Origin of the sequence: Arthrobacter sp. ov407, from assembly GCF_900102895.1 — a bacterium.
Taxonomy (GTDB): Bacteria; Actinomycetota; Actinomycetes; order Actinomycetales; family Micrococcaceae; genus Arthrobacter.
Genome location: NZ_FNGD01000017.1, coordinates 1 through 13,411, shown reverse-complemented (window position 1 = coordinate 13,411; position 13,411 = coordinate 1). Strand labels below are relative to the sequence as shown.

Below are 13,411 nucleotides of genomic sequence, written 5' to 3'. Positions count from 1 at the left end.
AAGAGCACGCCGCAGGCAGGAACCTGGCCTGGCCTGCCGGGGAGAAAGGAGGCGCAAACACACGGGAGGACCGGAGCGATCGCTCCGGTCCTCCCGTGTGTTGGCGTCGTGCCTAGCGGCGCTTCTTCTTCGCAGTGCGGCGGCCGATGTCCTGCGCCGCGGCCTTGGCCGGGTTTCCCGAGCGTCCAGTGCCCTTCGCCTCGATCCGGGTCTGGGCGGCACCGTCTTCGCCAGGCGCGGTGTACTGCAACTGTGCGGGCTTCTCGGGGGCCTCAAGTCCGGAGGCATGGATCTGCGGCTCGTGGTGTTCGGTGTGCTGGCCCTCGGCGTCCGCCACCACAACGTCCTCGGCCGGTGTCACTTCGACGTCGAGGTTGAACAGGAAGCCGACGCTCTCCTCGCGGATGGCCTCCATCATGGCCTGGAACATGATGAAGCCCTCGCGCTGGTACTCCACCAGGGGGTCGCGCTGGGCCATGGCGCGCAGCCCGATGCCCTCCTTGAGGTAGTCCATCTCGTAGAGGTGTTCCTGCCACTTCCGCCCGATGACGGACAGGACCACCCGGCGCTCCAGTTCGCGCATGCTCTCGGAGCCGATCGCCTGCTCCCTGGCCTGGTAGACCAGACGGGCATCGGAGAGGATCTCTTCCCGGAGGAAGTCGACCGTGACGCGGGACTTGCCGCCGGCCTCGTCAATGACGTCGCGCGGGGTGAAGCTTACGGGGTAGAGGGTCTTGAGATTGGACCACAGGAGGTTGAAGTCCCAGTCATCGCCGGTGCCCTCGGCCGTGGCCTCGTCGATGAACGCGTTGATGGTGTCTTCCAGGAAGTACTGGACCTTCTCGTGGAGGTCATCGCCTTCGAGGATGCGGCGCCGGTCACCGTAGATTGCCTCGCGCTGGCGGTTCAGGACGTCGTCGTATTTCAGCACGTTCTTGCGCTGTTCGGCGTTGCGGCCTTCCACCTGGCCCTGGGCCGAGGCGATGGCGCGCGAGACGAGCTTGGATTCGAGGGCGACGTCGTCCGGCACCGAGCTGTTCATGAGCCGTTCAGCCGCGCCGGAGTTGAACAGGCGCATCAGGTCATCTGTCAGCGAGAGGTAGAACCGGGACTCGCCTGGGTCGCCCTGGCGTCCGGAACGGCCGCGGAGCTGGTTGTCGATGCGGCGGGACTCGTGCCGTTCGGTGCCGAGCACGTAGAGTCCGCCCAGGTTCAGGACTTCCTCGTGCTCGTCCTTGACGGCCTGCTTGGAGGATTCGAGCGCCTCGGGCCATGCGGCTTCGTATTCCTCGGAGTTTTCCTCCGGGTCCAGGCCCCGCTTGGCCAGTTCGGCGACGGCGGTGAACTCGGCGTTGCCGCCGAGCATGATGTCGGTACCGCGGCCGGCCATGTTGGTCGCGACGGTGACGGCGCCCTTGCGGCCGGCCTGGGCCACGATGGACGCTTCCCGGGCATGGTTCTTGGCGTTAAGGACCTCGTGCCGGACGCCTTCCTTGGCCAGCAGCCGGGAGAGGTATTCGCTCTTCTCGACGCTGGTGGTGCCGACGAGGACCGGCTGGCCCTTTTCGTGGCGTTCGGCGATGTCATTGACGACGGCGTCGAACTTGACGGTCTCGTTCTTGTAGACGAGGTCGGCCTGGTCGATCCGCGTCATGTCGCGGTTGGTGGGGATGGCCACGACGCCGAGCTTGTAGGTGCTCATGAACTCGGCGGCCTCAGTCTCGGCCGTGCCGGTCATGCCCGCGAGCTTGCCGTACATGCGGAAGTAGTTCTGCAGCGTGACGGTGGCGAGCGTCTGGTTCTCGGCCTTGATCTCGACGCCTTCCTTGGCTTCGATGGCCTGGTGCATGCCCTCGTTGTAGCGGCGGCCGGCGAGGATGCGGCCGGTGTGCTCGTCGACGATCAGCACCTCGCCGTCGAGGATGACGTAGTCCTTGTCGCGCTTGAACAGTTCCTTGGCCTTGATGGCGTTGTTCAGGAATCCGATCAGGGGGGTGTTGGCGGACTCGTAGAGGTTGTGGATGCCGAGGTAGTCCTCGACTTTTTCAATGCCGGCCTCGAGGACACCGACGGTGCGCTTCTTCTCGTCGACCTCGTAGTCGGTTTCGGCGTGCAGGCGCGTGACGACCTTGGCGAATTCGCTGTACCAGCGGTTGGTGTCGCCCTGGGCCGGACCGGAGATGATGAGCGGGGTGCGGGCCTCGTCAATGAGGATCGAGTCCACTTCGTCGACGATGGCGAAGTGGTGGCCGCGCTGGACGAGTTCCGAGCTGTCCCACGCCATGTTGTCGCGCAGGTAGTCGAAGCCGAATTCGTTGTTGGTGCCGTAGGTGATGTCCGCGGCGTACTGCTCGCGGCGCAGCGCCGGGTCCTGGTTGGACAGGATGCAGCCGCTGCTCAGGCCGAGGAAGCGGTAGACGCGGCCCATGAGGTCGGACTGGTATTCGGCGAGGTAGTCGTTCACGGTGATGACGTGGACGCCCTTACCGGCGAGGGCATTGAGGTACGCCGGAGCGGTGGCGACCAGGGTCTTGCCTTCACCGGTCTTCATTTCGGCGATGTTGCCCAGGTGCAGGGCGGCGCCGCCCATGAGCTGGACATCGAAGTGGCGCATGCCGAGGGTACGGGAGGAGGCTTCGCGGACGGCCGCGAAGGCTTCGGGCAGCAGATCGTCCAGCTTCTCGCCGGCCTGGTGGCGTTCGCGCAGACGGTCGGTTTCTTCACGGAGCTCGGCATCCGTGAAGGTCTGGAAGGAGCTCTCCAGGGCATTAATGGAATCGGCATAGTTCCGCAGTTGCCGCAGGGTTTTCTTGTCACCCGTGCGGAGAAGTTTTTCGATAAGTGATGCCACGTGAAGTTGCTCCCAGTCTCAAGCTGCCGAATTCTGGCGTGTTTAGTCTACGGGAGAGACGCAGGGCCGGTGGCGCCTGTTCCCTCACAGCGGATAGTGCGATCTACCGGGCAGCCACGGCTTCGGCGAGCGCCGGCGCAAGGTTCCCCGTTGGCGAGACAACTACCCCGTCCAGTCCCAGCCACTCTGCCATGAGCTGCAGTTCCGCGGCCAGTTCGACGGCGGTGTCCGCCGGCGCGCCGGCTTCCGCATGGGCGGTCCTGACCAGGAGCCGGCCGCCGGCCCGGTCCGCTTTGAGGTCCACCCGGGCGACGATCGCGTCGCGGAGCAGGAACGGCAGGACGTAGTAGCCGTACCTGCGCTTCGGCTCGGGCGTGTAGATCTCGATCCGGTAGTGGAATCCGAACAGCTCCTCGAGCCGCCGGCGTTCGAACACCAGGGAGTCGAAGGGGCTGAGGAGCGCCCGGCCGGTGGCTGAGCGCGGAAGTTTCGCCTCCGCGTGACGGTACAGGGGCCGGTCCCAGCCGGCTACCGTGACCGGTTGCAGCCGGCCGCTGTCCACGAGGTTCCGGACTGCCACGGCGGCTGCTTTCTGCGGTGTCCGGAAATAGTCCGCGAAGCACCGCACGGTCCCAATACCGTGGGCCCGGGCCGCTGCGTCGATCAGCCGGTCCATCGCGGCGGCCGCGTCCGGTTCGGGCCATGCCGCTTCCCCGCCCGGTCCGGGGAGCACCTTGGAGGTGAGGGTGTAGCGCCGTTCGAAGGATTCAGTCCGCGAGGATGCGGAGACAAGGCCCTCTTCGAAGAGATGTTCCAGCACCCTTTTGACGGCGTTCCAGTTCCAGCCCCAGTTGTCCCGCTGCTGATCCTCCACGTGGCCGAGCCGGGCTGTCAGTTCGGCGGCGGTCATCGGCTTCCCGGCGGCCAGGGTTTCCAGCACCTTGGCCGCCACCCCGTTGCGCAGTTCGGGGTCCATGCTGTGCGCGCCCACCCATTTGCGGTTCTGCCATTGCACGAGATCGTGGAAGTGGTCGGGTCGGATGAAGCAGGCCTCGTGGGCCCAATACTCCATCATCCGGCGCGGGTGGGTTCCCGCCATCCGTGCCAGGATGGCGCGGTCGTAGTTGCCGAGCCGCGAGAAGAACGGCAGGAAGTGGCTGCGGGACACCACGTTGACGGAGTCGATCTGAACCAGGTGCAGCCGGGCAAAGGTCCGGCCCACCGCCCGTGCGCTCACGGGTCCGGCGGGCCGTTCCTTGTCCAATCCCTGGGCTGTCAACGCGATCCGCCGTGCCTGTGCCAGGCTCAGCGATGCTTGCACGTTAGTCCCTTCGTCGGAAAAGTCTGCACCAGCTTATGCGCTGGCGGGCTCATCCTCTGAACGGTAGGCCAGGATTTTCTCTTCCAGACTCGAATGTCCGGGCTCGCACGTCTGGTCAAGGGAGATGACCCCGTAGGTCCAGCCGTCACGGCGGTACACGACCGACGGCGCCTTGGTCTCCTTGTCCACGAAAAGGTAGAAGTCGTGACCCACAAGCTCCATGTTGTCGACGGCGTCATCGAGGGTGAGCTGGGCCGCGGGGAATACCTTCCGGCGGATCAGCACGGGTGAATCGCCGGCCGGAATATCGTTCTCGACATCGTATGGCGACTTCTCTGCCGCCGTCGCTTGGGTCTCCTGCTGGTGCGCCGCCTCCACGTAGAGGGGTTCGCTGGGGCTGGCCGGCTCCAGGGCTGCCGTCGCCTCGGTGACGGACTTCGGCGTGTGCCGGCCGTGGTGGACCTTCCTGCGGTCCCTGGCCCTGCGCAGGCGTTCAAGAAGCTTGTTGTAAGCGAGATCGAACGCAGCAAACTTGTCGGCGGCACTCGCTTCTGCGCGGATTACTGGGCCGCGCCCCAAGACTGTCAACTCAACCGTGAGCGATTCGGCGGTCTGGCGGGCTTTGGTCTCTTTGGTGACCTTCGCGTCCACCCTCTGGACCTTGTCTCCCAACGACGCGATCTTTGAGATCTTGTCGTCGGCATATTCGCGGAACCGGTCTGAGACCGTCAAGTTGCGTCCGCTGATCATGAACTCCATGGTGCCCTCCAAATGACTTCGGTGACACGACGGCGGTACTTCCGGGGGCCGATCTGAATGACAGTCGAGCCCCTTTCCGAGCCGCTATCGACAGGTACATCTGTTCTTGGTACCCATCTTCGACGTTAGTTCATAGACACCTGTTATTCATCCTTTTACGGTTTATTTTTTTACGTCCCGCCGATCATCCGCGCCACCGCGGGGCTGGCGGCGTCGACGTCGGAGGTGGCCGGCGGGCGTGTCGCGGCCACCACCACGGCGCCGCTGACAATGGCCCCTGCGGCCCGTAGCGCACGCGCTGCCTCCGCCAGGGTGGCACCGGTGGTCAGCACGTCATCGACGATGATGCAGGGACGTCCTTCGACTCGGGCAGACCACAGGCCGGACCTGGCCCGCATGGATCCGCGTACGCGCCGGGTGCGGGCACCCCGGCCCAGCCCTTTCTGACCGCCGGGCAGGGAGCGGTCCCCTGCCCGGCCGGCCCGCCACCTGTCCAACAGGGGCAAGGCCGGTGGCATCCGGCTCCGCGCGGGCGGCACGGTTTTCCGCAGCGCGTCCGCGACGGTGAACTCTGGGATATCTTTGCCGCGGACGAGCCGACGGAGCAGGAGATGGACGGGACTGAAACCCCGCGTGCGGAACGCGGCGGTGCTCGTGGGCACCGGGACGAGGACGAGTCCCTGCGCCGGCCCGGCCGCGGCGTGGAGGGCCCGCGCGAGGCCGCGGCCCAGCTCGGCGTCGAGTCGGGCTTGCCCGTGGCTTTTGAAGGACAGCAGGCACTGCGCCAGCTCTGCCCGGTATGACCCGGCCGCCACCACGGGCAGCAGCACCGACCCGTCCACGTCCATCAGGGCCGGAGCCTGGGCCTCCGCCCGGAACGGTCTCAGCGTCAGGAGGCGGAGCTTCCGGGAGCACGCGCCGCAGAGTACCGAGTCCTCCGCCCCGCAGCAGACGCAGTCCACTGGAAGGGCCAGGGCGAGGACCTCTGCCGCTGCCTCGGCCGTCCGGTCGCACAGCCTCGCCAGCGGCCGCGCGTAGCTCCCGCGGTGACGCGCCGCTGTCGCTGCGGCCGGGGCAAGGTCCGGATCCACGGCGGGCCGCACCCGGCTGGGGTCCTGATCCGTGTGGCTGCTCATCCTCCGATCCTGGACCGTGGGCGCACTCCGTTGTAGCCCTGCGGGCCGCTATGTGGACAACAGGCCGGCCGCGCCTCGCGCGCCGCCGATACCGGTCCACTGCCGTCGCCGGAAGGCGCGTGGGTCAGCCTGGGAAGGACGGGTCGGTGGGGCCCTTGAGCAGCGGTGACCAGCCGTTGCCCAGCTGCTGGAAGATCCCTTCGGCGGACTGGCCGTAGATCTCGGATGTCCCGTTGCCTGCGCTGAGCGCTGTCAGCCCGGGCCACGGCGCCAGTTGCTGCGGTTGCGCCGAGGTCAGGGACAACAACTCGGGCGTGACGGCATCGCTGGCGGACGCTTTCATGACCGCGACCGTGGTGTCATCCACCCAGACCCCTCGGTCCGGATTCCGGGGAGTCAGGAGGGTCAGGGGCGCGGTCAGGTCCCTCGGGGTGCCGTCCGCGTTCCGGATGATCCCGGTGATCTGGACCTTGCTCTTTCCGTTGTGCTCCGAAATGACAAGTGCGCGCGTGCCGTCCCGGGAAATCCGGAATTCCTTGACGGTCCGGCCGGCCAGCCATCCCGGCGACAGGGTCACGGTGGGTACCCTAGCGTTCTCCGCCACACCGACCGGCCGGTAGGCCATCACCTCGGTGGCACCGGCAGCACCCGGCCCGGCGGTCCAGACCCAGTCGTAGCGGCCGAACGAAGGCCGGGACAGCGTAGCCCGCGTGGTCAGTGCCCTGGCGGGCTGGCCCGGAACTATCGAGTACATCGTGGTGCGGGCGGCGTTGAGGAACGCGGCGGCTTGTGACTCGGTGGACTCCGCCGGCGCATGCGGTGACAGGGCCGCGACAGATTGGATGTCCGGGAGCGGTGAAAGCCTATTGTTCTCGTACCGGACCAGGTCATGGTTGCTGACGGCGATTTGGTAGGCGGGGACGCTTTCGTCCCGGACCGGGGGCAGGACCGTGCCGTTGTCCTCGACGCGCACCAGATCCTGATTGGCCCGAAGCTCAACATTGATGACATCCGGCTGGCTGCGGAACGTCAGGGCCAGCTGCGTCTGCATCCGCAGGCGGTCCTCGTTGGAGGCCTCGACGAGGTCCTTGGCGGTGAGATCCACCTGGGCGGCTCCGGAGACCACGGGCACGGACTCGCGGGCCAGCTTGATGCCTGAGGGGAACGCGCTGACGACGGCGCCCTTGAGGTAGGGGGCGGGGCCGCCCAGGAGGGCGCTCGTCATGGCCTTGACGGTCTTCTTCCGGATGAACCACCGGACATCGGGCACGGCGTACTTGAAGGTGGGGTCGTAGAAGTAGATCGGGTAGGCGCCGTAGATGACCTTGAAGGTCTGTTCCGGAATGGCCGTGCCGTCCGGGAGATCGGAGATCCGCCACTCGCCGTCCACCTGCGTCAGGGTGACGGGAATGTTTTCGGTAGTGCCCGCGGGAAGCTGCGTGGCCACGCCGTCGGCGTCCACCGAATAGGCGACGTCGAGCCGGTAGTTGAAGACGTTTTCGACGCCGGTGGCCACCACTGCGGCCTTCCGGAACACGAGCGTCCGCTGGTCCGGCTTCCATGTCACCGACGAAGCCTGGGTGAGGTACTGCCGGGCCACGGCGTAGTCGTCCTCGTAGCCGGTACCGGCGAGGTAGAAGTCTTCGATCACTGCTTCGGGTCCGGCGCCGGAACGCGGCGCGGCCGGAAAGAAGACCGGGGCGTTGGGGTTTCCCGCGCTCTCGTCCGTGCTCTTGCCCACCGGACCCGAGCGCGGAATCTGGGCGCACGAGGTCAACAAGAGCAGGACGAGGGCCAGCAGCGCAGCCCCCACGCGGGTGAACTTGCCCGAAACCCCACTCATGCCCTGTCCTCCGTTTCGGTTCCCCCGGGTGTCCTGGCCGGCGTCTCTGCTGACCGCGGCGGATCCAGCACCACCACGGTCCGCTGGCTGCCCGTTACCGGGAGCCCGACGTTGACCGGTTCCAGCTGGAGCGGGGACTTGGTGACCGGCTCGTCCCGGCGCAGCGGAAGGGTCAGCCGGAAGTTCGATCCGCGGCCCTTGCTCCCCCAGGCCTGCAGCCAGCCGTCGTGGAGCTTGGTGTCCTCGGCAGCGATGGACAGTCCCAGCCCGCTGCCGCCGGTGGTGCGGGCACGGGCTGGATCGGCGCGCCAGAAGCGGTCGAAGACGCGGGCAGCCTCGGCCGGAGTCATGCCGATTCCGTGATCCCGTACGGCCACGGCCACGGCCGTGTCGCTGGCGGCCACAGAGACGTTCACCGGCCGGCCTTCGCCGTGTTCGAGTGCGTTCAGGATCAGGTTGCGCAGGATCCGGTCGATCCTGCGGTCGTCCATGTCGACAATGACGCTGCCGTCCGGGGCGTTGAGGGTGACGGCGGAGCCGTATTCGGCGGCGACGGGCGCCACCGCCTCAATGACGTGTGCCACGAGCTGCACGATGTCCGTGGGTTCGGCATCGAGGGTGGCAGCCCCGGCGTCAAAGCGGGAGATTTCCAGCAGGTCCGCCAGGAGCGACTGGAAGCGTTCCACCTGGTTGTAGAGCAGCTCCGCGGACCGCTTGTTGATGGGGTCGAAATCCTCGCGGGCGTCATAGAGGACTTCCGCGGCCATGCGCACCGTGGTGAGCGGCGTGCGGAGCTCGTGGGACACATCGGAGACGAACCGCTGCTGCATTTGCGAGAGCATGGCCAGCTGCGTGATTTGCTCCTGGAGGCTTGCGGCCATGTGGTTGAACGAGGCGCCAAGCCGGGCCACCTCGTCCTCGCCTTTGACCACCATGCGCTCCTGCAGCTGGCCGGCCGCGAGCTTCTCGGAGACGACGGCGGCATGGCTGACCGGGCTGACCACGTTGCGGGTGACATACCAGGCGACGCCGCCAATCATGAGCACCAGCAGGGCCCCGCCGGCCAGCAGGACGTTCTGGATCTCATCCAGCGTCTTCTGCGCCGTGTTGAGGTCATAGATGAGGTAGAGCTCGTAGACGGTGCCGTTAAAGGTCACCTTGTTGCCGACGGCGATGCCGGGCCGGTCTTCAGTGCCCACGGGGAACTGGGTGGACGCCCAGTACTGGTCCTTGCCCGAGTCCTGCACGGCTTTGCGCAGGTCCGGGGGGATAACACCGATGGTGAGCTGGTCCGAGGCCCGGGATTCAACCCAACGGTTGCGCGGCTTGGTCTGCTCCGGCATTGCCTCGAAGACGTAGCGCCGCTGGATCACGGATCCGCGGCCTTCGACGGCGTTCAGGGTGTCATAGACCAGGGTGATGACGCTGGACTGGTCCGTGACCTGGGCACCGTCGAACGTGTCCTGGACCTGCTTGACGTTGTAGCGCGTCTCCGATTCGGCCTGGGCGAGCCGTTCCTGAAACAGGTTGTTGGCGATCTGGTTGGACAGGTAAGCGCCCACCACCGCGAACGAGCCGATGGCCAGCATCAGGGTGGTGAGGACGGTCCGGAACTGCAGCGAACGCCGCCATTTCCGCTGCACCTCCCTGAGAAGGTACCGGATGCCGGGCCAGAGACGCTGCATCCCGGTGCGGACCAGCCGCGCGACCCGGACGCCAACGATCCTCGCGCGTTTTGCCCACAACCGGGTCCGGAAAGCGAATCCGCGCCAAAGGCCCGGGCCGCCGCCGGCAGGCGGCGTTTTGGGCCCGCGCGGTGTGGACGGCTTGGCGGATGACTCTGCGGTGGACGCCTGGGTTGACGCTGCGGATGACTCTGCCTGCGCCGAGTCCGGCGCCGTGTTCGTCATGTCCGGCATGTCCGGCGCAGTGTCTGTCGCAGTGTCCGTTGCAGTGGCCTGGCGGACACCGCGGTCCGCAGGCTCAGGAACCTGCTTTATAGCCCACACCACGAACCGTCAATACAACTTCGGGGGCTTCGGGGTCACGTTCGATCTTGGACCTCAGCCGCTGGACATGGACATTGACCAACCGGGTGTCGGCGGCGTGCCGGTAGCCCCAGACCTGCTCCAGGAGCAGTTCACGAGTGAACACCTGCCACGGCTTGCGGGCCAGTGCGACGAGGAGGTCGAATTCCAGCGGTGTCAAGGAGATCCGGTCGTTGCCGCGGCTGACCAGGTGGCCGGCCACGTCGATCGTGACGTCGGCGATCCGCAGGGTTTCCGGGGCCTTCTGGTCACCCGGACGGAGCCGGGCCCGGACCCGGGCGACGAGCTCGGCGGGTTTGAAGGGCTTGGGCACATAGTCATCTGCCCCGGACTCGAGGCCGCGGACCACGTCCGAAGTGTCCGCTTTGGCGGTCAGCATCACGATCGGAACGTCAGACTCGGCACGGACCTGGCGGCAGACCTCAATGCCGTCCATTCCCGGAAGCATAAGGTCGAGCAGGACGAGGTCCGGCTTGGAGGCGCGGAACACGTCCAGCGCCTGTCCGCCGTCCGCGCAGAAGACGGGTTCAAAGCCGTCATTGCGCAGCACAATACCGATCATCTCGGCGAGCGCCTCGTCATCATCCACTACCAGAATGCGTGCCTTCATAGTTATATATTCCCCTATGGAATTGGCTTTGTCGTATCGGGCGGCCCCCGGCATGGCGCAGACGGTCCGGCCACCGCCGCCGGAACCCCGCCGATGCGCTGGACGCTGTGACAATTGCCGCGTTGTCCTGCATGCTGTGGACAGGCCCAGTGAACCGGCCCGGACCGCAGGAGGAACCCGTGAACACCCCCATCTACGAGCGCGCCCTGGGCAGCGACTTTGAACGACTGCAGCCGGAGCTCCAAGAATACTTCGCCTTGGCACCGGGGTCCGGCCACTACGGTGTTGGCGAGGGGGTGTTCGACGTCGTCGGTTGCCGGCAGGCGTGGCTGCGTCCCCTGCTCCGCCTCACCACCGGCGAGCAGGCCTTCTTCCCCGAGTACGGCGAGGGCATTCGCTTCCGGATCGAGAACCACGCCCACCTGGACCCGTTCGGCCGGTCAAGCCTGACGGCTCGACGGGAAATCTTCTTCCCCGGAACCACCCGGCTTTTCCACGACACCACCAGTTTCGACGACTCCGGGCGCAGGCAGGGGCTGGTGGATTACGTGGGCCGCTTCCGTCGACTCGTCACCGACCTCAATCTCAGCGTCACGCCGGAGGGCCGGCTCCGCGGAGTGTCCGAGGCGTCCCGGCTGTTCCTGGGACCTCTTCGGATACCACTGCCGGCAGCCGTCGACGCCAAGGCCTATGCCGAGCAGTGGTGGGAGCCGCAGGACGGCGGACGGCACCGGATCCAGGTCAAGGTGATCCAGCCCCAGCTCGGCCTGGTGCTGGTGTACGCCGGCCATTTCGACTACCGGCTCGAGCCCTACCCCGGCGGTGTTGCGACGCCGGGTTACCTTCCCGGGCACGCCCGTCCGGACAGCTGGGAGAGCAGGGTCTGAGTCGGGACGCCGGCCACCGCGGCAGTCCCGGCCGTCCTGGCGGCTGCGCTAGCCGAGGGCCAGCTGGTTGAGGCCGTCCGCCACCTGGGTCAGCCGGGTCAGGACCGCCGTCGCCGCGGCCGGTGAGTGCCGCGCCAGACCCTCCGACGGTGTGACCCGCAGCGCCCCCAGCGTGGACGCCGGAAGACCCAGTTGCCGCCACGGGCGCCACACGTTTTCCACGACGTCGCCAACCCGTGGCAGCCTCGCGGCGGGATCAGCCACGTCCAGCGCGCCGGCCCAGAGCCGCTTGCCGGCCTCCACCGCGCCCGCGAGTTGTTCCCACTGGCGCGAGGTCAGGGCCCGAAGCGGCACGGCGATTCCGTCTGCGCCTGCCGCCAGGATCCGCTCGAAGGGCGCCTCGACCTCGGAGACGGCCACGACGGTTTCGACGGCGCCCGCTGCCCTCAGCGAATCGATTACCAATTGCCAGGACTCGGTGACTTCCCGGCCAGGCACCGAGCGCAGGGTCCGGTAACCACTGGCGGTGGGAATGGTGCCGGCCAGCACCGAGGCAATTTCAGGTTCGTCGATCTGGACCACGATCCGGACACCGGGGGCAGCCTCTGCCACCCGCTTGAGGTAGCCTGCCACGCCCGCTGCCAGCGAGGCCGCAATCTCGCGGCGGGCGCCGTAGTCGAGCAGTGCCCGCTCCCCGTTGTGCAGGTGCAGGCCCGCGGCAAGGCTGAGCGGCCCGCGCAGCTGGATCTTGATATCCTCCGACGGCGCTTCCTCGACGCCGATCACATCCGCCAGGATGTTGATGTCGGTGGACAGGGCCGATCTGGCCCGCTGCAGGTCCTTGCCGGGACGGTCCACGAACCTCCAGCCATGCGGCTGGACGTCGACGGCGAGTTCCACGAGCAAAGAGGCGGTCCGGCCCACGGCATCGGAGCCGACGCCGCGGTCGGGAAGTTCGGCAAGGAACGGCAGGTGCGGGCTGCCCAGTTCACCCCGGATGATGCGGGCGGCCTCGGCCGGGTCCTCGCCGGGCCACGGGCCAAGCCCAGTCGCGGTCACTTGGCCCGGTGCGGACGAGTCTGTTCCGGTCATGGCTAGGCCTCTGCGGCGCGGGCGGCGTCCGCGGAGCCGGAGGCCTGGGCGGCCTGGTGGTCTTCGGCGATGGCCTCGTGGTGGCGGATGACCTCGCCGATGATGAAGTTCAGGAATTTCTCCGCGAAGGCCGGGTCCAGGTGGGCCTCGGCCGCGAGGTGCCGCAGCCGGGCGATCTGCGCCGTTTCGCGGCCCGGGTCCCCGGCCGGAAGCTTGTGCGCGGCCTTGAGGAAGCCGACCTTCTGGGTGGCTTTGAAGCGTTCGGCGAGGAGGAAGACGAGGGTGGCATCGATGTTGTCGATGCTGGAGCGGATCGACAACAGCTCCGCCATAACCGTGGGATCCACGGAACCGGCCAGGGAGCTTGCCGCCGGGTCGTAGGAATCGGTTTCAGGGAGATTGAGGTTCTGCTCGGTCATTGATCCAGTCTAGGGGCACGGCGGCCAATGGCTCCCGCTGTTAAGCGCCGTTGCAGGCGCCCGCCGGAGACGCCAAATGGGCATGCCCACCGTTCATGGTGAACTGGTCCCCGAAAGTTGGACTGGCCAAATAAGATCCTAGGCCGCGAGGGCCTGGGCCCGGTATTGCGCCGGGCTCAGGCCCTTGAGCTTTGTTGAGATTCTTTCGGTGTTGTACCAGCGGATGTATTCGTGCAGTGCCGCTGCCAGTGCGTCGGTGCTGAGGAACCGGACATGGTGGAAGAGCTCTTCCTTGAGGTGGCCGAAGAAGTTCTCCATCACCGCGTTGTCGTAGCAGTTGCCCCTGCGGGACATCGATTGAACCGCGCCGGCGCCCTCCAGAAGAACGCGCCAGGAGACGTGCCGGTACTGGAAGCCCTGATCCGAATGCACCAGCGGCTGCTGT

11 protein-coding genes are annotated in these 13,411 nt (G+C 67.0%); 1 reads left to right on the top strand and 10 read right to left on the bottom strand.

All coding sequences use genetic code 11. The features are described from left to right. Positions 1 to 112 precede the first annotated feature (112 nt). The 7 genes from secA to mtrA all read right to left on the bottom strand — a co-directional run bounded on the left by secA (position 113) and on the right by mtrA (position 10,568). Complete coding sequence (gene secA / locus BLS42_RS18090) at positions 113 to 2,851, bottom strand: preprotein translocase subunit SecA (protein WP_090583661.1); 2,739 nt, start codon at positions 2,849 to 2,851, stop codon at positions 113 to 115. Between the two features lie 103 nt (positions 2,852 to 2,954). Then, positions 2,955 to 4,172 carry a winged helix-turn-helix domain-containing protein gene (locus BLS42_RS18085; RefSeq protein WP_090583659.1) on the bottom strand — a complete coding sequence of 406 codons (1,218 nt, stop codon included), beginning with the start codon at positions 4,170 to 4,172 and terminating at the stop codon, positions 2,955 to 2,957. Between the two features lie 33 nt (positions 4,173 to 4,205). Continuing rightward, positions 4,206 to 4,931 (bottom strand): ribosome hibernation-promoting factor, HPF/YfiA family, encoded by a 726-nt coding sequence (gene hpf / locus BLS42_RS18080; RefSeq protein WP_090583657.1) that lies wholly within the window; start codon positions 4,929 to 4,931, stop codon positions 4,206 to 4,208. Between the two features lie 170 nt (positions 4,932 to 5,101). Next, positions 5,102 to 6,067 carry a ComF family protein gene (locus BLS42_RS18075; protein WP_090583655.1) on the bottom strand — a complete coding sequence of 322 codons (966 nt, stop codon included), beginning with the start codon at positions 6,065 to 6,067 and terminating at the stop codon, positions 5,102 to 5,104. 124 nt (positions 6,068 to 6,191) lie between these two features. After that, positions 6,192 to 7,910: an LpqB family beta-propeller domain-containing protein gene (locus tag BLS42_RS18070; protein WP_090583652.1), complete on the bottom strand. Its 1,719-nt coding sequence runs from the start codon at positions 7,908 to 7,910 to the stop codon at positions 6,192 to 6,194. Continuing rightward, positions 7,907 to 9,595 (bottom strand): MtrAB system histidine kinase MtrB, encoded by a 1,689-nt coding sequence (gene mtrB / locus BLS42_RS18065; protein WP_371129617.1) that lies wholly within the window; start codon positions 9,593 to 9,595, stop codon positions 7,907 to 7,909. Before mtrB ends, BLS42_RS18070 begins: the two co-directional genes overlap by 4 nt. 298 nt (positions 9,596 to 9,893) lie before the next feature. Further along, on the bottom strand, positions 9,894 to 10,568 hold the full coding sequence (gene mtrA / locus BLS42_RS18060; RefSeq protein WP_090583650.1) for an MtrAB system response regulator MtrA: 675 nt from the start codon (positions 10,566 to 10,568) through the stop codon (positions 9,894 to 9,896). A gap of 179 nt (positions 10,569 to 10,747) precedes the next feature. Here mtrA and BLS42_RS18055 point away from each other — a divergent pair, with 179 nt between their 5' ends. Next, positions 10,748 to 11,455 (top strand): DUF4166 domain-containing protein, encoded by a 708-nt coding sequence (locus tag BLS42_RS18055; RefSeq protein ID WP_090583648.1) that lies wholly within the window; start codon positions 10,748 to 10,750, stop codon positions 11,453 to 11,455. 48 nt (positions 11,456 to 11,503) lie between these two features. On the opposite strand, the gene BLS42_RS18050 is transcribed toward BLS42_RS18055, so the two are convergent. From BLS42_RS18050 to BLS42_RS18040, 3 genes are all read right to left on the bottom strand, one after another. Then, positions 11,504 to 12,547, bottom strand: coding sequence for a uroporphyrinogen decarboxylase/cobalamine-independent methonine synthase family protein (locus tag BLS42_RS18050; protein WP_090583646.1), 1,044 nt, complete (start codon positions 12,545 to 12,547; stop codon positions 11,504 to 11,506). A gap of 2 nt (positions 12,548 to 12,549) precedes the next feature. After that, on the bottom strand, positions 12,550 to 12,966 hold the full coding sequence (locus BLS42_RS18045) for a chorismate mutase (protein WP_090583644.1): 417 nt from the start codon (positions 12,964 to 12,966) through the stop codon (positions 12,550 to 12,552). Positions 12,967 to 13,104: 138 nt separating this feature from the next. After that, a partial coding sequence (locus BLS42_RS18040; protein WP_143019233.1) for an IS3 family transposase occupies positions 13,105 to 13,411 on the bottom strand: 307 nt, incomplete at its 5' end.

Excerpts from the sequence above, each read along its gene's own strand:
- hpf (WP_090583657.1), bottom strand. The coding sequence starts at position 4,931 with ATGGAGTTCATGATCAGCGGACGCAACTTGACGGTCTCAGACCGGTTC.
- BLS42_RS18075 (WP_090583655.1), bottom strand. The coding sequence starts at position 6,067 with ATGAGCAGCCACACGGATCAGGACCCCAGCCGGGTGCGGCCCGCCGTG.
- BLS42_RS18070 (WP_090583652.1), bottom strand. The coding sequence starts at position 7,910 with ATGAGTGGGGTTTCGGGCAAGTTCACCCGCGTGGGGGCTGCGCTGCTG.
- mtrB (WP_371129617.1), bottom strand. The coding sequence starts at position 9,595 with ATGCAGCGTCTCTGGCCCGGCATCCGGTACCTTCTCAGGGAGGTGCAG.
- mtrA (WP_090583650.1), bottom strand. The coding sequence starts at position 10,568 with ATGAAGGCACGCATTCTGGTAGTGGATGATGACGAGGCGCTCGCCGAG.
- BLS42_RS18050 (WP_090583646.1), bottom strand. The coding sequence starts at position 12,547 with ATGACCGGAACAGACTCGTCCGCACCGGGCCAAGTGACCGCGACTGGG.
- BLS42_RS18045 (WP_090583644.1), bottom strand. The coding sequence starts at position 12,966 with ATGACCGAGCAGAACCTCAATCTCCCTGAAACCGATTCCTACGACCCG.